This window comes from Sphingomonas chlorellae (genome assembly GCF_056485145.1).
Map to the genome: position 1 here is coordinate 522,191 of NZ_JBQXXM010000001.1, position 17,827 is coordinate 540,017.

The window sequence follows — 17,827 nt, forward strand, 5'->3', positions numbered from 1 at the left end:
GATGCCCGTGCCCGCCCGAACGCCATGGTGGGAAAGCCGGGGCTTCGCGCTGGCCGCGATGCTACTCGCCGCCGTCCCGCTGCTGATCCCGGCGGTGCCGCCGCTGACCGACGTGCCGGGGCATATCGGCCGCTATCACATCGCTGCGCACCTGGCCGGTTCGCCGCTGCTCGCGCGCCACTGGCAGTTCGAATGGGGGCTGATCGGCAATCTGGGCGTCGACCTGATCGTCGAGGCGCTGGCGCCGCTGATCCCCGCGCCGCTGGCCGCCAAGCTGGCGATCGTCGCGATCCCGCCTTTATGGGTATGGGGGCTGATCCGGCTGTCGCGCGCGAGCGGGACGGGCGCCGATGCGGGGCGGCTCGCCCCCGGCGCGGCGCTGGGCTTTCCGCTGGTCTATAGCTGGCCGTTCCAGTTCGGTTTCGTCAATTTCATGCTGTCGGCGACGCTGGCGCTCCACGCGCTCGCAAGCTGGATCGCGATGGGCCGCGCCGGCCGCGTGCGGCAGCGCGCGCTGCTGTTCGTGCCGGTATCATGGGTGCTGTGGATCGCGCACAGCTTCGGCTGGGGACTGTTCGGGCTGATCGCCTTTGCCGCCGAGCTGGCCGAGCGCCGCCGCACCGGCGCCGACTGGCGGCATGCGCTCGCGGCCGCGACGCTGTGGGCGGCGCTGCTCGGCTCGCCGGTGGTGGCGATGCTCGCCGCCGCGCCGCATGGCGGCGGGCTGGGCGCCGAATGGACCGCGACGGCGAAGCTCGTCTGGTTCCTCTCGCTGCTGCGCGAGCGCTGGCAGGGCTATGACGTGATCGCCGCGTTCCTGATCTATGCCGCCGCATGGACGGGCTGGCGCAGCGGCAGGCTGCGCTACGACGCCGCCGCCGGCGCGGCGATGCTGATCGGGCTGGCGGCGTTCCTGATGCTGCCGCGCCTGCTGCTCGGCGGCGCCTATGTCGACATGCGGATGCTGCCCGTCGCGCTGGCGATCGGCTTTGCCGGACTGCGCGCCCGCAGGCCCCTGCCCGGTGAGGCTCCCGGTGAGGCGCCCGGCTCGGCCCGGAGCGCAGCCGCGATGCTGGCGCTGTTCGCCGCCGGATTCTTCGTCGTGCGGACGCTGACGACGGCGGCGGCGCTGCTCCTTTATGCCCAGACCCAGTCGCAGGCGCTGGCGGCGGTCGACCGGCTGCCGCGCGGCGCGGCGGTGCTGGTGCTGGTGCGCGAGGGCTGCACCGACTGGCGCAGCGACCGGCTGTCGCACGTCGCGGGCATGGCCATCGTCCGCCGCGAGATCTTCGAGAACGGCCAGTGGACGCTGCCCGGCCAGCAATTGCTGCGCACGCCGCACAGGGGCGTGCTGACCGCCGACCCGTCGCAGATCCTCTATCCCGCCGACTGCCCCGACCATCAGTTCGACCTCAACGGCGCCGCCGCAGCGTTCGATCGCGGGCTCTATACGCGCGTCTGGACGATGGGCTTTCCCCCGCATGCGCGGCTGGCCCCCGACGTCGTGCTGGAATGGCAGAACGGCGTTTCGGCGCTTTACCGCGTGATCCCGGCGCGCGCCGGGGCCGTCCGGCCCGACGCCGACGCCGCCGCCGCGCGGCCGCGCTGACCGGGGCTGCGCGCGGGCGCCGGCCGCCTGTATCGAATCGAACGGAGCCGCTTGTCCCCGGGGCACGCGCCGCACTAGAAGCGGCCGATGCAAAGGGGCGAAGAAGCACTGCATTGGTGGCAGACGCGGTGGTTCGTGGCGGTAGCCACGGTCATGGCCATGATTCCGCTGTTGTGGCCGGACATTCCGCCGCTGGTCGACCTGCCGGGCCATATGGGCCGGTATCGCGTCCAGTTCGTGTACGACCAATATCCCTTTCTCCAGCAATGGTATGACTTCCACTGGAGCCTGATGGGCAATCTGGGCGTCGACCTGCTCGTCATCCCGCTGTCGAAGCTGATGGGGCTCGAGCCCGCGGTGAAGCTGATCGTCATTTCGATTCCGGCGATGACCGTCGCCGGGCTGCTGATGATCGCGCGCGAGGTGCATGGGCGCATTCCCGCGACCGCGCTGTTCGCGCTGCCGATCGCCTACAGCTTCCCGTTCCATTTCGGCTTCGTGAACTTCGCGCTGTCGATGGCGCTGGCGCTGATCGCGTTCGGATGGTGGCTGCGGCTGGCGCGGCTGGGGCATTTCCGCCTGCGCGCCGCGATCTTCCTGCCGGTGTCGATGGCGATCTGGGTCGCGCACACCTTTGGCTGGGGGCTGCTGGGCGTGCTCGCCTTTTCGGCCGAGCTGATCCGCGAGCATGACCGGCGGCGCGGTCAGGGCTTTGTCGCCGCCTGGGTGCAGCCGTGGTTCATCGCGGGCATCCACTGCCTGCCGCTGGCGCCGCCCGCGCTGCTGATGCTGATGTGGCGATCGGGCGACCATGTTTCGGGGCAGACGGGCGACTGGTTCAACTGGCGCGCCAAGACGCTGTGGTTCGTCCAGCTCTTCCGCGACCGCTGGCAGCTTTTCGACCTCGCTTCGGTCGGCGTGCTCGTGCTGCTGCTGCTGCGCGCGGTGCGCGACCCCAACATCCAGTATTCGCGCAACCTGTCGCTGTCGGCGCTGTTCCTGCTGGCGGTCTATCTGCTGCTGCCGCGCATCGTGTTCGGATCGGCCTATGCCGACATGCGGCTGGTGCCGTTCATGGTGGCGATCGCGATCCTGGCGATCCGGCCCAAGCCGGGCGTGTCGATGCGCCGCGCGGGGATGATCGCGGCGCTGGGGCTGGCCTTTTTCACCGTGCGGATCGCGGCGACGACATACAGCTTCTGGCTGTACGACCAGTCCTATGACCGCGAGCTGAAGGCGCTCGACCATCTGCCGGTCGGCGCGCGGCTGGTGACGTTCGTCGGCGAGACCTGTTTCAACGAATGGCAGATGACGCGGCTGCAGCACGTTCCCGCGCTCGCGCTCGAACGGCGGCTGGCCTATACCAACGACCAATGGTCGATGGCGGGCGGGCAGTTGCTGACGGTGCGCTATGCCGCGGCCAAGCGCTTTTCGCACGACCCGTCGCAGATCGTCACCGACGTCCAGTGCCCGCGCGAATGGTGGCGGCCGGTGGCCTGGGCGCTGGCGCGCTTTCCGCGCGACGCCTTCGACTATGTGTGGATGATCCGTCCGCCCAAATATGACCCGCGGTTCGAACAGGGGCTGGTGCCGGTGTGGCGCGACGGATCGAGCGCGCTGTTCCGCGTCGACCATCGCGTGCCGCCGCCGGTGATCCGGCCGGGCGAGCTGCCGGTGCCGCGCTGGGAGCGCGACTATATCCTGACCGACGGGCGCCAGATGGTGCGGCCGTCGCCGGTGCCCTCGCCGCTGCCGACGCCGACGGCCTCCGCAACGCCCAAGGGCGGGGCGGCGCACAAGGGCGGGGCCGCGGCCAAGGGCGGCGCACCCGCCGCGCGGGGCGACCGGGGCCACGCCGCGCGCTGATCGCCGGCGTCAGCCGTCGCGGCGGAAGGGGGCGAGCTCGCCCAGGAACGCCTGTTCGCGTTCGACCGCGGCGCGTTCGCGCGCGAGGAAGTCGGCGACCGCCGCGCGGAAGCCGCGGTCGGGGATATAGTGCGCCGAATAGGTGGTGACGGGGACATAGCCGCGCGCGAGCTTGTGCTCGCCCTGCGCCCCCGCCTCGACCCGGGCGAGCCCGCGCGCGATCGCCGCCTCGATCGCCTGATAATAGCACAGCTCGAAATGGAGGAAGGGCACCTCCTCGGTCGCGCCCCAGTAGCGGCCGTAGAGCGTGTCCGCGCCGATGAGGTTGAGCGCGCCCGCGATCGGGCGGCCGTCGCGCTCGGCAAGGATCAGCAGCACGCGATCGGCCATCGTCCGGCCGAGCAGCGAGAAGAAGCGCCGGGTGAGATAGGGGCGGCCCCATTTGCGCGCGCCGGTATCCTGATAGAAGGTCCAGAACGCGTCCCACGCGGCTTCGGTCAGATCGGCGCCGGTGAGGTGGCGGATGGTAAGCCCCGCGACCGCGGCGGCGCGTTCCTTGCGGATCGCCTTGCGCTTGCGGCTGGCGAGCGCGGCGAGGAAATCGTCGAAATCGGCATAGCCGGCATTGGCCCAGTGGAACTGGACGCCCGTGCGGACGAGCCAGCCCGCGGCCGAAAAGACATCGACCTGATCGGGCGCGACGAAGGTCGCGTGCGCCGAGGACAGGCGGTTCCGGTCGGTCACCGCCTCGAGCGCGGCGACGAGCGCGGCGGCGTGGACGGGCGCCGCGTCGGGGCGCAGCAACAGGCGCGGGCCGGGCACGGGGGTGAAGGGAACCGCGACCTGGAGCTTGGGATAATAGGCGCCGCCCGCGCGCTCCCACGCCTCGGCCCAGCCATGGTCGAACACATATTCGCCATGGCTGTGCGCCTTGGCATAGGCGGGGGCGACGGCGATCGGCCGCCCGTCGGCATCGTCGATGACGATCGGCAGCGCCTGCCACCCCGAATTGCCGCCGACCGAGCCCGATTCCTCGAGCGCGGCGAGGAAGGCGTGCGCGACGAAGGGATTGGCGGTGCCGGCGCAGGCGTCCCAATCGGCCGCGGGGACGGCGCGCACGCCGTCGGCGATCCGGGCGGTCTGGCTGGCAGCAGTCACGGTCCGCAAATTAGGGACGCACCCCCCGCCGCGGCAAGGGGGCCCCGCCGCCTCACCGCCGCGCGGCGGCGAAGCGGGCGAGCCCGGCCTCGAGATCGGCGATCAGGTCGTCGGGTTCCTCGAGCCCGATCTGAAGGCGGACGAGCGGCCCCTCCGCCTGCCAGGGCACCGCGCTGCGGATGCGCTGGGGGTCGGCAGGGATGGCGAGGCTTTCATAGCCGCCCCAGCTGTAGCCGAGGCCGAAATGGCGCAGCCCGTCGAGCAGCGCGGTGCGCGCCGCGTCGTCGCCGCCGTTGAGGACGAAGGCGAACAGCCCCGAACTGCCGCGGAAATCGCGGACGAAGATGTCGTGGCCGGGGCAGCCGGGAAGCGCGGGATGGAGCACGCGCGCGACCTCGGGCCGGGTGGCGAGCCATTCGGCGATGCGCAGCGCGGCGGCGCCCTGGGCCTTGAGCCGGACGCCCATGGTGCGCAGCCCGCGGCTGCCGAGCCAGGCGTCGTCGGGGCTGGCCATCTGGCCGAGCTCGTAGCTGGTGTCGCGCAGCCGGGCATAGCGCCCCTCGGCCGCGGTGACCGAGCCGAGCATCACGTCCGAATGGCCGACGACATATTTGGTGCAGGCGAGGATCGAATAATCGACCCCCATCGCGATCGCGGGCAGGAAGAGCGGCGTCGCCCAGGTGTTGTCGATCAGCGTGGTGATGCCGCGCGCGCGGGCGACGGCGACGATCGCGGGAACATCCTGAACCTCGAAGGTCAGGCTGCCGGGGCTTTCGAGGAAGATCGCGCGCGTGCGCTCGGTGCACAGCGCGGCGATGCCGCCGCCGATCAGCGGATCGTAGAAGCGCGTGGTGATCCCCAGCCGCCGCAGCATCCCGGCGGCAAAGGCACGCGTGGGCTCATAGGCGGTGTCGGGGACGAGCAGCTCGTCGCCGGGCGCGAGTACCGCGAGCAGCGCGGTGGTGACCGCAGCGAGGCCCGAGGGATAGAGCAGGGTCGCCTCGGCACCCGGTTCGAGCGCGGTCAGCGCATCGGCGAGCGCCCATTGCGTCGGCGTGCCGCGCCGCCCGTAATAGAGGCGGTGGTGCGTGTCCGCGTGGCGCGCGCGCATCTCGGCGACCGAATCGTAGACGATCGTCGAGGCGCGCCAGACGGGCGGGTTGACGATGCCGGCGGTCCATTCGGGGCGGCGGCCGCCGGTGACGAGCCGCGTCGCGTCGCCGATCGGGGGCAGGCCGTCGTCCGGGCCGTGGGGGTCGCGCGCGCTCATGCCGCGTCTCCCAGCGCCTTGGGTGTGGCGGGATCGCTCCCCCATTCGGTCCAGCTGCCGTCATAGAGCGCGGCGTCGTGGCCGAGCAGGTGCGCGGCGAACACGATCACCGCGGCGGTGATCCCCGATCCGCAGGTGGCGACGAGCGGACGCGCGGGGTCGATTCCCGCATCGGCGAAGCAGCGCGCGATCGCGTCGGGCTGTTTCCAGCGGCCGTCAGCCTCGAAGAAGCGCGAATAGGGAAGGCTGCGCGCACCGGGAATGTGCCCCGCGGCGCAGCCGGGGCGCGGGTCGCTTTCGGCGCCGGTGAAGCGCGCGGCCGAGCGGGCGTCGGCGACCTGTTCGGCACGGCTGGCGAGATTGGCCTGCATCTGGGCGAGCGTGCGGACCTGCGCCAGCGGCGCGGCAGCGGCGAGCGGCGGGACCGTCGGTGCGACAGGCGCGGCGTCACCGCTGTCGAGCGGGCGCCCCTCGGCGCGCCACGCGGCAAGGCCACCGTCGAGCAGCGCGGCGTCGAACCCGGCGAGACGCAGCACCCACCAGGCGCGGCACGAGACATGGTGCGGCCCCTCGTCATACAGCACCAGCCGCGCCCCCGCCGGGACGCCGAGCGCGGTCAGCCGCGCCGCCACCAGCGCCGGGTCGGGGCGCGTCGAGGGCAGCGGGCTCGCGGCATCGACGAGCGTGTCGAGATCGAGGAAGCGCGCGCCCGGAATGCGCCCGCGCGCGAAGGCGGCGCGCGGATCGTGCGCCGGCGCGCCGGGCAGCGTGGCGGTATAGCTTGCGTCGAGGACGATCAGGTCGGGCGCGCCCAGCGCCGCGGCCAGCCATTGCGGGGAGACCAGCGATTGCATGACGGCGTTTCTAGGCGCGACGGGGGTTGGCGTCGAGGGGCCAGGCTCCCTACATGCGCGCGCATGGACCCGAAACATCTTGGCAAGACCAGCGCGCTTCCCGCCACGCCCGAGGAAGCGGTGCTCGATTATGTTCCGAACCCGCGGCCCGGCACGCGCTATCTGGTGCGGTTCGCCGTGCCCGAGTTCACGTCGCTGTGCCCGATCACCGGCGCGCCCGATTTCGCGCATCTGGTGATCGACTATGTCCCGCGCGAGACGATCGTCGAATCGAAGTCGCTCAAGCTGTTCCTGGGCTCGTTCCGCAACCATGGCGCGTTCCACGAGGACTGCACCGTCGGCATCGGCGAGCGGCTGTTCCGCGAGATGGCGCCCGAATGGCTGCGCATCGGCGGTTACTGGTATCCGCGCGGCGGCATTCCGATCGACGTGTTCTGGCAGTCGGGCGAGCCGCCGGCGGGAATGTGGATCCCCGCGCAGGACGTGCCGGGCTATCGCGGCCGCGGCTGAGGCCGGACGAAGTCCTGCTGCGGTGCGGCGCAGGCTATCGTGTTGCGCCGCAGCAGTAACGCAACCATAATCGACCGGCGACGTTGTTGGGAGACGGTGTAACGGACCAGTCCGGCCCGCGACATATCGAAGCGAAGGAACAGGGGATGGCGCAGCTCTCGAAGCGTGGGCGCGTCACGCACCTTGCGCTGATCGGCAATTTTCTGCCGCGCAAGTGCGGGATCGCCACCTATACGACCGACACCTACCACGCCCTGCTTCAGCACGACGCCGATTTGCGGGTCGATGTCTATGCGATGGACGACCATCCGGGCCGTTACGACTATCCCGCCGCGGTGACGCGCGCGATCCCGCAGCACGACCGCAGCGCCTATGTCGAGGCGGCGCGCGCGATCGAGGCGAGCGGCGCGCAGGCGCTGTGGATCCAGCACGAATATGGCATTTACGGCGGCGCGGCGGGCGAATTCCTGCTGGCGCTGACCGACCGGATCTCGATCCCCGTCGTCGTCACGCTGCACACCGTGCTCGAACAGCCGAGCGCCGACGAACGCCGCGTGATCGAGGCGCTGTTGCGGCGCGCGGCGCGGGTGATCGTGATGGCCGAGAAGGGGCGCGAGATCCTGTGCCGCGTCCATGGCGCCGACCCGCGCCGGATCGTGATGATCCCGCACGGCGTTCCCGACCGCGCGCTGGTCGACCCCGACACGATGAAGCCGCGGTTCGGCTGGGCGGGGCGCCAGGTGGTGCTGACCTTCGGCCTGCTCGCCCCCAACAAGGGGATCGAAACCGTCATCGCGGCGATGCCGCAGATCGTCGCCGCGCATCCGCACGCGCATTATGTCGTGCTGGGCGCCACCCACCCCAATCTGGTCGCGCACGAGGGCGAGGCCTATCGCGACCGGCTGAAGGCGCTCGCCGCGACGCTGGGCGTGGCGGGGCATGTCGATTTCATCGACGCCTTTGTCGAATATGACGCGCTGATCGACTATCTGCAGGCGGCCGACCTGTATGTGACGCCCTATACCAACCCGGCGCAGATCACCTCGGGCACGTTGTCCTATGCCGTGGGGGTGGGCAAGCCGGTGATTTCGACCCCCTATGTCCATGCGACCGAGATCCTGGCCGACGGGCACGGCGTGCTCGTCGATTTCGGCGACAGCGCGGGGTTCGCTGCGGCGATCGGGCGGCTGCTGGGCGATGCGGACGCGCGGGCGGCGCTGGCGAACCGCGCCTATGCGCGCGGGCGGACGATGACCTGGCCGAAGCTGGCGGAGAAGGCGATGGCGGAGATCGAGGCGGCACGCGACGAACAGCCGCACCGGCTGACGATGAACGGCGCCGGGCTCGCGCCGCTTGCCCCCGACCTGAGCGCGGTCGAGCGGATGAGCGATTCGACGGGTATCCTCCAGCACGCGATCTATTCGGTGCCCGACCGTCGCCACGGCTATTGCATCGACGACAATGCGCGCGCGCTGATCCTGATGTCGCGGATCGAGGCGGTCGACGACGCGACGCGCGACCGGCTGACGAGCCTGTATGCCGCGTTCGTCCAGCATGGCTGGAACCCCGAGGCGCGGCGGTTCCGCAACTTCATGAACTTCGACCGCAGCTGGTGCGAGGATGTGGGGTCGGAGGATTCGAACGGCCGCACGATCTGGGCGCTGGGCGTCACCGCCCGCGACGCGCGGGCGCAGAAGCACCGCGACTGGGCATCGGCGCTGTTCGACCACAGCGCGTCGATCGCGCTCGACCTAGGCAGCCCGCGCGCGCACGCCTTTGCGATGCTGGGCGCGGCGGCGATGATCGAGGCGCATCCGGGCCATGCCCTGTCGAACGCGATCCTGACGCGGTTCGGCGACGAGCTGATCGCGCTGCTCGACGCGGCGCGGCGGCCCGAATGGCAATGGTTCGAGATCGTGCTCGCCTATGACAATGCCCGGCTGCCCGAGGCGCTGTTGCGTGCGGGCAAGGTGCTGGGCCGTGCCGACTTCACCGCGGTGGGGCTGGAGACGCTGGAATGGATCGTCGCGCGCCAGACGTCGCCCGAGGGGCGGTTCCGCGCGGTGGGCACCGAAAGCTTCGGGCGGCCCTATGCCGACCCGTTGCCGTTCGACCAGCAGCCGCTGGAGGCGCAGGCGACGATCGAGGCGTGCATCGCGGCGCATGAGGCGACCGGCGACGCGCGCTGGGTGGACGCGGCGATCCGCGCCTATCGCTGGTATCTGGGCGCCAACGACCTCGACCTGCCGCTGGCGAGTGCGCAGGACGGCGGCTGTTTCGACGGGTTGATGCCGACCGGGCTCAACCGCAACCAGGGCGCCGAATCGATCCTGGCGCTCCAACTGGCGAATTGCGCGATTTCGGCTCTTTCAAAGCGCATCGGAACCGTGGCAACAACGCGACGGAGCGTGGCCGCTTGAGGCTTGGTTCGCGGCCGCGAAGCGGATCGGTGCGGGGTCGTTGATGGTCGAACTGTTCAATCACGCGCTCCGCCTGCGGGCGGACCCGTCGCGCGTCGTGGTGCGGCCGTTTCACATCGGGTGGACGTCGAACGGATCGGCGCCGAGCCGGACCGAACGGCTGGTCAACGAGGTGCTGGCGATGTCGCCGGGCGAGGCGCGCGCGCAGCTCGACGCGGTGCTGCGCGATTTCGAGGCGCGCCATTGGCAGACGCGGCGCGTGTTCATGACGCGGTTCGACCAGATCGAGGCGCTGCTGGGGCTCGACGCGTCGGCGATCGGCGACGAGAAGCGCCAGTTGATCGGCGCCTATTTCTGCCACGAATACAGCTATGCCGCCGCCGCGCTGATGAACCCCAGCGCGGTGCCGCATTACGACCAGACCGGAATGCCCGACGGCGCGCTGCGCATCCTGATCTCGCTGCGCGCGGTGGGCGAGGGGCATATCTCGTCGGTGGCGTTCCGCGAGGGAATCATCACCGCCGACGACGAGCTGATGCTGGCGCCGGAGCCGCCCTTTGCCACCGCCGCCGATGCGCACGGCGCCGACGAACGGCACGTCCCCGAAGGGCCGGTGACGGTGTATCGGCACCGCGATTCGACGCTGTCGGGAACGGTGATCTTTCCGATCACGCGCGCCCAGTCGAACGGACTCGAGGATCTGCGCCTGTGCCATTTCCGGCACGACGACGGCAGCCACGAATGGATCGGCACCTATACCGCCTATAACGGTTCGGGGATCCAGTCCGAGCTGATGCGCACGCGCGACTGGCGCAGTTTCGACCTGGTGCCGATGACCGGCAGCGCGGCGCGCAACAAGGGCATGGCGCTGTTCCCGCGCAAGGTGGGCGGGCGTTACCTGATGCTGGGGCGCCAGGACGGCGAGAACATCTTCCTCCACGCATCCGACAGCGTGACGCACTGGGAAGGCGGCACGATGCTGATGAAGCCGGTGCATCCGTGGGAGCTGGTGCAGATGGGCAATTGCGGGCCGCCGATCGAGATCGACCAGGGATGGCTGGTGCTGACGCACGGCGTCGGGGCGATGCGCAAATATTCGATCGGCGCCGCGCTGCTCGACAAGGACGACCCGTCCAAGGTGCTGGCGCGCACGCCCGAACCGCTGCTCGCCGCGGCCAATCAGGACCGCGAGGGCTATGTGCCCAACGTCGTCTATAGCTGCGGCGCGCTTCGCCACGGCGACCGGCTGTTCATCCCCTATGGCGTCGCCGACAGTTCGGTCGCGTTCGCCTTTGTGCCGATCCGCGCGCTGCTCGACGCGATGCAGTGAGCGGCGACGCCCCCTGCTGCGCGCGGCAGGTGCCCGCGTGCAGCAGGGGGCGGTGCGATCAGCGTGCGGCGGTGCGCGTGTAGCGGTAGAGCGCGGCGGTGATCGCGAGGAAGGCGAGCGTCCCGCCGACGAGCGCGTAGCGAGCAAAGCCGCTGCCGACGAGCGCGAGCGGTGCCTCGCTGCCGCTTTCGTAGACGATGCCGGCGTAGAGCACGCCGAACAGGCTGTCGCCGACGATCATGCCCGTCGCCATCAGCACGCCCATGCGCTTGACGAACTCGGGATCGCGCGCGCGATCGGCGGCACGGTCGTAGAACCAGCCGATCACCGTGCCGAGCACGACCGTGAGCGTCACCGACATCGGCAGATAGATGCCCAGCCCGACCGCGAGCGGCGGCAGGCGATAGCGGCTGGTGCGCCCGAGCAGTTCGTCGACCAGCACGACGAGCGCGCCGACACCCGCGCCGATGAAGATCAGCTTCCAGTTGAGGTCGCCGCCGAGCACGCCCTTGGCGAGCGACGAGATCAGCGCCGCCTGGGGCGCGGGAAGCGCATCGGCGCTGGCCCCCGCGACGCCGGCAAAGCCGAACGAGGCGTTGAGCACCGACAGCACCGGCGGGATCACGAGCGAGCCGAACACGACGCCGAGCATCAGCGCGACCTGTTGCTTCCACGGCGTCGCACCGACGAGCTGGCCGGTCTTGAGATCCTGGAGATTGTCGTTCGAGATCGTCGAGATACCGAACACGATGCCGGTGACGATCAGCGCATAGGCGATCAGCGCCTGGGTGGTGCCCGGCGCGAGGTTGCGGCCGAACATGCCGACGAGCAGCAGCGACGAGGCGAGGATGGCAAGGATGCCAATCCCCGACACGGGGCTGTTCGACGCGCCGATGAGCCCGGCCATATAGCCGCACACCGACGCGATCACGAGCCCGGCGACGAGGATGAAGAGCAGCGACCCCGCGATCAGCGGGACCGCCGACGCCATCAGCGGGCCGCCCGCGACGACATCCCACAACAGCCACGCGATCGGCACGAGCATGGCGAGCGTGCCGATCGCGATGAGCCCGATCGGCAGGTCGCGCTCGCTGATCGCGACGCCCTCGCCGCCGCGGGCCGCGCGCGAGGCGGCGAGCGACGAGCGGATGCCGCCGATCACCGGCCCGATGATCTTGAGCAGCGTCCAGATCGCGGCGACGCCGATCGCGCCGGCACCGAGGAAACGCACATCCTGCTTGAACACCAGCCCCGCGACCGCCTCGGCGGTGCCGGGGACGCCCGCGGAGAGGATCGGCAGTGCGATCCACCAGCCGATCGCGATGCCGACGAGCATGGCGATGCCGACAGTGAGCCCGATCAGGTGCCCCGCGCCGATCAGCGCGAACGACAGCCCGCCGATGATGCCGCTGGCGCCGCTGCCGAGCTTGAAGAAGGCCGCGCCTTCCTCTGCCGCCAGCCGCGTGCGCGTGAGCACCGCGAAAAGCCCCGAGGCGAGCGCGTTGACGACGATCACCTTGAGCCCGCGCGCGCTTTCGGCGCCGCCGTCGCGGCTTTCGGCGCCGACCTTGAGCACTTCGGCCGCGGCGCGACCCTCGGGATAGGGAAGGTCGGGCGAATCGAGGATCAGCGCGCGGCGCAGCGGCACCGAGAACATCACGCCGAGCAGCCCGCCCGTCATCGTGATCGCCGCGGTGGTGAGATAGGGGAAGCCCTGCCACCAGCCGATCATCACCAGCCCGGGCAGGACGAAGATGATCGCCGCCAGCGTTCCGGCCGCGCTCGCCACCGTCTGGACGATGTTGTTTTCGAGGATGGTCGAATCGGGAAACATCCGCAGCACCGCCATCGAGATGACGGCCGCCGGGATCGAGGTGGCGAAGGTGAGGCCGATCTTGAGCCCCAGATAGACATTCGCCGCCGTGAACAGCAGCGTGATCGCGCCGCCGAGCAGGACGCCGCGGACGGTGAGTTCAAGCGGCGTTCGCGCCGCGGCAGGCTTGGGCAATCTTTCCTCCTCAACTGCGCGCCGCTTATGCCCCGCTCACCCGCCGCTGAACAGCCCGGCGCGACGTCCGGATGCGGAAACGCCCGCCGCCGCACCGAAATCGGGCGGAGACGGGCGTTTCGAAGCGGCGGCAAGGCCGGCGGGCAAGCGCCGCGGGCGGTCAGTCGCCGATCTGGAGCGGGATGAACGACCCGTTGTTGCGGCGCTGGACATAGACGAGCACCGAACCGCGTCCGGCCGCCTTGGCCGCCGACACCAGCCGCGCGATTTCGGCGCCGGTGGCGACCGGCGTGCGGTTGATCGAGACGATCACGTCGCCGCGGCGCAGGCCCTTGGCGGCGGCGTCGCTTTCCGGATCGACCTGGACGATCACGACGCCGCGAACCTGCGCCCCGACGCCGATGCTCTGCGCGATCTGCGGCGTGAGCGGCGTCACCGCGACGCCGAGCGACGCGGCGCTGGCGGTTTCGCCCGCGCCCGGCGCACCGCCGCTGTTGTCGTCGGGATCGAACTGCGCGAGCTGATCCTCGGGCGGGCGCGTGCCCAGCGTCACGCTGAGGCTCATGCGCTTGCCGTCGCGGATCAGCTCGAGCGGGACGGTGGTGCCCGGCGCGAGGTTGGCGACGAGGTAGCTGAGCGTCTGTTCGGGCGTCACATTCTGATTGTTGACGCGGACGATGACGTCGCCCGGCTTGATCCCCGCCTTTTCGGCAGGCTGGCCCGGCTCGACGCGCTGGACGAGCGTGCCGCGATCGGTGGGCAGGCCGAGCGCGTCGGCGATGTCCTTGTTCACGTCCTGCATCGCGATGCCGAGATAGCCGCGCTTGATCGACGCGCCCTTCATCAGCGTGTCGATGACGGGCTTGGCCTGTTCGGCGGGAATCGCGAAGCCGATGCCGATATTGCCGCCGGTGGGCGACAGGATCTGCGAGTTGATGCCGATCACCGCACCCGACATGTCGAACATCGGGCCGCCCGAATTGCCGCGGTTGATCGAGGCGTCGGTCTGGATGAAGCGGTCATAGGCGCCGCCGCCGGTGACGCGGTGCGTCGCCGAGATGATGCCCGCGGTGACGGTGCCGCCCAGGCCGAACGGGTTGCCGATCGCGACCACCCAGTCGCCGACGCGCGCGCCGCGCGAATCGCCGAACTTGACGAAGGGCAGATCCTTGCCCTCGATCTTGAGCACCGCGAGGTCCGACGGCTGGTCGCGGCCGATCAGCTTCGCCTTGAACTCGCGGCCGTCGGCGAGCTTGACCGTGATCGATTCGACCACCGCGCCGGCAGTGCCCGCCGAGATCACATGGTTGTTGGTGACGACATAGCCGTCAGCCGAGATGATGAAGCCCGAGCCGAGCGATTCCGCCCGCTGCGTCGTCGGCCGCGCATTGCCGCCGAACATTTCGAACGGCGTGCCCGCGAACGGATTGTTGTTCACCCGCACGCGCTGCGTCGTCGAGATGTTGACCACCGCCGGCTGAAGCTTGGCGACCATGTCGGCAAAGCTCATCGGCGCGCCGGCACGCGGGGCGCTGGCCTGGATCGTCCCGGGCTCGTTCTGCGCCGTCTGCGCGCCGGCCGGCTGGTGCAGGGTCATCACCGCGGCGGCGCCGCTGAGCATCAGGGCAGTCGAAAGGGCGTAGGCGTAACGCACGTGAGAATATCCTCTCAAAGGAAGGGATCGCATCCGGCGCGGAGTGTTGCGCCGGGTTGCTGAACGCTCATTGAATATGAACGGCGGCCACGCATCAACGGTTGCCGTTCATGAACTCGCGCAGATAACCGTTCTGCGGCGACAGGATCACCTGCGTATCGCCCTTGTCCTTGTCCTGGGTGAGGAAGGTGTTCCGATACGACTGCATCGCGCGATAGAAATCGTAGAAGGCGGGATCCTTGTTGAACGCCGCGGCATAGATCTGCGCCGCCTGCGCCTGGGCGTTGGCGCGGATGATCTGCGCCTCCTTGAGCCCCTGGGCGCGGATCGTCGCCGCTTCCTGGCGGCGCGCGGTCGCCATGCGTTGGAGCGCGCTGGTGAGCGGCGCGCCGTCGGGCAGCTCGGTCTGCTTGATGCGCACGTCGACGATCTCGACCCCGTACTGGGCGGCGAGCCGCTGGAGCGCGACCTGGATATTTTCCATCACGCGGCCGCGTTCGGGGCTGAGCAGGATCGCGGCGGGATGGCGGCCGAGCTCGTTGCGGAGCGACGAGCCGAAAAGCGGCTGAAGCTGTTCGCGGACGCGGTCCTCATTGCCGATCGTCACGACCATGCGCAGCGGATCGACGACGCGGAAGCGGGCATAGGCGTCGACCTGGAGCCGCAACTGGTCGGTCGAGAGCACCGCCTGGTTGGGCAGATCGACCGACAGCACGCGCTTGTCGACCCACACCACCCGGTCGAGGAACGGGATGAGCAGGATCGGCCCCGCCTGGGTACGGCCATATTGCTCGCCCGGGCGATAGGCATTGACGGTGCGCAGCGGCTGTTCGAGCCGCAGGATCACCGCCTGCTTGGTTTCGGGGACGATCGACACCGTGGTGGCGAGGATCACGAGCAGGACCAGCGCGGCAACGGCGATGCCGATCGGGTTGCGATACCAGCGCGTCATCATTTCTGCCCCCCCTGCTGGGCCTGTTGGGCCTGCTGGGCCTGGGCGGCGTCGGGCTCGGCCGCGCGGCGCATCGCCTGGAGCGGCAGATAGGGCGTGACGCCGGGCGCCTCGACGATCACCTTGTTGGTGCGGGCCAGGATCTGCTCCATCGTCTCGTAATAAAGCCGCCGCCGCGTAACTTCGGGCGCCGCCTTATATTGTTCGTAGATCTTGTCGAACTCGGCCGCCTCGCCCTGTGCCGCGGCGAGGATCTGCTGGGCATAGGCGTTGGCGTTGTTCTTGTTCGCCTGAGCCTCCTGCTGGGCGGCGGTGACCTGCTTGAAGTCCTCGTCGACCTGTGACGGCGCGGCGGCCTTCTGGATCGACACGCCCTGGATGCGGATGCCCGAATGATATTCGTCGAGCACCTGCTGGATCGCGGTCTGGACCTGTGCCTCGATCTTGGCGCGGCCGTCGCCGATCGCCTCGTTGAGCGTGGTGTTGGCGATCACCGCGCGCATCGCGCTTTCCGAGGTCGCGCGGACGGTTTCCTGCGGGTTGTCGAGCTGGAAGGCAAAATCGGGGGCGCTGCGGATGTCCCAGCGCACCGAATAGGCGAGGTCGACGATGTTCTGGTCGCCCGTCAGCATCAGGTTCTCGCCCGAGGCGGGGAAGTTTTCGGTGCGGATGTTGCCGACGTTGATCGTCTGCACGCTCTGAAACGGTTCGGGCAGGGTGAACTGGATGCCCGGCCCCAGCGTGTAGGCATAGCGGCCGACCAGCGTCACGACGCCGCGCTCGCGCGGGCCGATCGCATGGATGCTGGTGAAGCCGAGCCAGATCACGACGAGCGCCGCGACGATCAGCAGCCACATGCGGTTGCTGTTGGGCATGCCCGGCAGCCCGCCGAAGCCGCCGCCATTGCCGCCCCCGCCGCCGCGTGCGCGCCGGAGCAGTTCGTCGAGCGGTCCCGCGCCGACGCGGCCGCCCCGGCCCTCGGGCGGGAAGGCCCAGGGGTTGCGGGGGCCGTTGCCGCGCCCGCCCCGGTCCGAATCGCCCGATCCGCCGTCCTCGCCGTTGCCGCCCGGTCCGCCGCCGGTGCCGCCCCAAGGGCCCTTGGGCGCCTCACTGTTCAAGTTGCCGGCCGGTGCGCGCCAGCCCAATCGTATCGCCATGACAGCCTTTATAAGTGCCGTTGCGCGGATTTACAGTGCCACAAGCCGATTGTGCGCCTATCTGCGCTTTCCATGACTGATTCCGTTCCTTTGCAGACGGCGCTGGCCCCCATCGCGGCCGGGCGCGCCACCGTTCGGCTCGAGGCGGGCCGGGCCGACATCGTGCTCGACGTCACCGGGCTGAGCCCCGCTGCGCGCGACGAGATGGAGGCCGATGTGCGTGCCGCCGCCGCGGCCTTTCCCGGCGTGCGCGAGGTGCGCGTGCTGCTGACCAGCGAGCGGCGCCAGCGCCGGCTGATCGCGGTGGCGAGCGGCAAGGGGGGCGTCGGCAAGTCGACGCTTTCGGCCAACCTGGCCGTTGCGCTGGCGCGCGGCGGGCGTCGCGTCGGGCTGGTCGACGCCGACATCTATGGCCCGTCGCAGACGCGGCTGTTCGGCGTCGAGGGCATCCGCCCGCAGGCGCGCGACGAAAAGCTGATCCCGGTGCAGACGCGATTCGGCGTGCCGGTGCTGTCGATGGGCGGACTGGTGACCGAGGGGCAGGCGATCGCGTGGCGCGGGCCGATGGCGGGCGGCGCGCTGGGCCAGCTTGTCGATGCCGACTGGGGCGACCGCGACGTGCTGGTGCTCGACCTGCCGCCGGGGACCGGCGACGTCCAGCTCACCATGGTCCAGAAGCACAAGCCCGCAGGCGCGGTGATCGTGTCGACGCCGCAGGATCTGGCGCTGATCGACGCGGCGCGCGCGATCGACCTGTTCCGCAAGGTGGACGTGCCGATCATCGGGCTGGTCGAGAATATGAGCGGCTATGTCTGCCCGCATTGCGGCAACCTGTCCGATCCGTTCGGGCAGGGCGGTGCCGAGGCGGCGGCCGAGCGGCTGGGCATCCCGTTCCTGGGCCGGGTGCCGCTGGAAATGGCGATCCGCGTCGCGTCCGACGCGGGCGAGCCGCCCGCCGCGGGGAACGGGCCGCAGGCGACGGCGTTCGCGAGCATTGCGGACGGGGTCGACCGCTGGCTGGCGGCGCATGGCGGCTGAC

Annotated in this window: 13 protein-coding genes; 6 read left to right on the plus strand and 7 right to left on the minus strand. The window is 70.3% G+C overall.

Annotated elements, in window-relative coordinates; genetic code table 11:
- Nucleotide 1 precedes the first annotated feature (1 nt).
- The gene (locus tag ACT3CF_RS02505) at nucleotides 2–1,609 is read left to right on the plus strand and encodes a hypothetical protein (RefSeq protein ID WP_478420150.1); all 1,608 of its coding nucleotides are present in this window, start codon (nucleotides 2–4) and stop codon (nucleotides 1,607–1,609) included.
- 87 nt (nucleotides 1,610–1,696) lie between these two features.
- Nucleotides 1,697–3,475, plus strand: a complete 1,779-nt coding sequence (locus ACT3CF_RS02510) for a hypothetical protein (protein ID WP_478420151.1) — start codon at nucleotides 1,697–1,699, stop codon at nucleotides 3,473–3,475.
- Between the two features lie 9 nt (nucleotides 3,476–3,484).
- Here ACT3CF_RS02510 and ACT3CF_RS02515 read toward each other — a convergent pair whose 3' ends face one another.
- From ACT3CF_RS02515 to ACT3CF_RS02525, 3 genes are read right to left on the minus strand one after another with little or no spacing between them, the layout of a single operon-like run.
- Nucleotides 3,485–4,633, minus strand: a complete 1,149-nt coding sequence (locus ACT3CF_RS02515; RefSeq protein WP_478420152.1) for a GNAT family N-acetyltransferase — start codon at nucleotides 4,631–4,633, stop codon at nucleotides 3,485–3,487.
- Nucleotides 4,634–4,685: 52 nt separating this feature from the next.
- A complete protein-coding gene (gene metC, locus ACT3CF_RS02520) occupies nucleotides 4,686–5,903 on the minus strand; it encodes a cystathionine beta-lyase (RefSeq protein ID WP_478420153.1) in 1,218 nt (405 codons plus the stop codon).
- Nucleotides 5,900–6,757: a sulfurtransferase gene (locus ACT3CF_RS02525; protein ID WP_478420154.1), complete on the minus strand. Its 858-nt coding sequence runs from the start codon at nucleotides 6,755–6,757 to the stop codon at nucleotides 5,900–5,902. Before ACT3CF_RS02525 ends, metC begins: the two co-directional genes overlap by 4 nt.
- 63 nt (nucleotides 6,758–6,820) lie before the next feature.
- Here ACT3CF_RS02525 and queF point away from each other — a divergent pair, with 63 nt between their 5' ends.
- From queF to ACT3CF_RS02540, 3 genes are all read left to right on the plus strand, one after another.
- Nucleotides 6,821–7,267: a preQ(1) synthase gene (gene queF, locus ACT3CF_RS02530; RefSeq protein WP_478420155.1), complete on the plus strand. Its 447-nt coding sequence runs from the start codon at nucleotides 6,821–6,823 to the stop codon at nucleotides 7,265–7,267.
- A 146-nt stretch (nucleotides 7,268–7,413) separates the two neighbouring features.
- Entirely contained in the window at nucleotides 7,414–9,687 is a 2,274-nt protein-coding gene (locus ACT3CF_RS02535) for a glycosyltransferase family 4 protein (RefSeq protein WP_478420156.1), read from the plus strand.
- Between the two features lie 43 nt (nucleotides 9,688–9,730).
- Complete coding sequence (locus ACT3CF_RS02540; RefSeq protein ID WP_478420157.1) at nucleotides 9,731–11,017, plus strand: glycoside hydrolase family 130 protein; 1,287 nt, start codon at nucleotides 9,731–9,733, stop codon at nucleotides 11,015–11,017.
- 58 nt (nucleotides 11,018–11,075) lie between these two features.
- On the opposite strand, the gene ACT3CF_RS02545 is transcribed toward ACT3CF_RS02540, so the two are convergent.
- The 4 genes from ACT3CF_RS02545 to hflK form a co-directional block, all read right to left on the minus strand.
- A complete protein-coding gene (locus tag ACT3CF_RS02545) occupies nucleotides 11,076–13,025 on the minus strand; it encodes an OPT family oligopeptide transporter (RefSeq protein ID WP_478420158.1) in 1,950 nt (649 codons plus the stop codon).
- A 160-nt stretch (nucleotides 13,026–13,185) separates the two neighbouring features.
- Nucleotides 13,186–14,679 (minus strand): DegQ family serine endoprotease, encoded by a 1,494-nt coding sequence (locus ACT3CF_RS02550; protein WP_478420159.1) that lies wholly within the window; start codon nucleotides 14,677–14,679, stop codon nucleotides 13,186–13,188.
- A 94-nt stretch (nucleotides 14,680–14,773) separates the two neighbouring features.
- Nucleotides 14,774–15,634, minus strand: coding sequence for a protease modulator HflC (hflC, locus tag ACT3CF_RS02555; protein ID WP_478420160.1), 861 nt, complete (start codon nucleotides 15,632–15,634; stop codon nucleotides 14,774–14,776).
- The gene (gene hflK, locus ACT3CF_RS02560; protein ID WP_478420161.1) at nucleotides 15,631–16,788 is read right to left on the minus strand and encodes a protease modulator HflK; all 1,158 of its coding nucleotides are present in this window, start codon (nucleotides 16,786–16,788) and stop codon (nucleotides 15,631–15,633) included. The genes hflC and hflK overlap by 4 nt, the downstream gene beginning before the upstream one ends.
- A 72-nt stretch (nucleotides 16,789–16,860) precedes the next feature.
- Between hflK and ACT3CF_RS02565 the strand changes: the two genes are divergently transcribed.
- A complete protein-coding gene (locus ACT3CF_RS02565; RefSeq protein ID WP_478420162.1) occupies nucleotides 16,861–17,826 on the plus strand; it encodes an Mrp/NBP35 family ATP-binding protein in 966 nt (321 codons plus the stop codon).
- Nucleotide 17,827: the final 1 nt, after the last annotated feature.

What these genes read in the sequence shown, in the direction of transcription:
- ACT3CF_RS02505 (WP_478420150.1), top strand. Translation starts at nt 2, where the DNA reads ATGCCCGTGCCCGCCCGAACGCCATGGTGGGAAAGCCGGGGCTTCGCG.
- ACT3CF_RS02510 (WP_478420151.1), top strand. Translation starts at nt 1,697, where the DNA reads ATGCAAAGGGGCGAAGAAGCACTGCATTGGTGGCAGACGCGGTGGTTC.
- metC (WP_478420153.1), bottom strand. Translation starts at nt 5,903, where the DNA reads ATGAGCGCGCGCGACCCCCACGGCCCGGACGACGGCCTGCCCCCGATC.
- ACT3CF_RS02525 (WP_478420154.1), bottom strand. Translation starts at nt 6,757, where the DNA reads ATGCAATCGCTGGTCTCCCCGCAATGGCTGGCCGCGGCGCTGGGCGCG.
- queF (WP_478420155.1), top strand. Translation starts at nt 6,821, where the DNA reads ATGGACCCGAAACATCTTGGCAAGACCAGCGCGCTTCCCGCCACGCCC.
- ACT3CF_RS02535 (WP_478420156.1), top strand. Translation starts at nt 7,414, where the DNA reads ATGGCGCAGCTCTCGAAGCGTGGGCGCGTCACGCACCTTGCGCTGATC.
- ACT3CF_RS02540 (WP_478420157.1), top strand. Translation starts at nt 9,731, where the DNA reads ATGGTCGAACTGTTCAATCACGCGCTCCGCCTGCGGGCGGACCCGTCG.
- hflC (WP_478420160.1), bottom strand. Translation starts at nt 15,634, where the DNA reads ATGATGACGCGCTGGTATCGCAACCCGATCGGCATCGCCGTTGCCGCG.
- hflK (WP_478420161.1), bottom strand. Translation starts at nt 16,788, where the DNA reads ATGGCGATACGATTGGGCTGGCGCGCACCGGCCGGCAACTTGAACAGT.
- ACT3CF_RS02565 (WP_478420162.1), top strand. Translation starts at nt 16,861, where the DNA reads ATGACTGATTCCGTTCCTTTGCAGACGGCGCTGGCCCCCATCGCGGCC.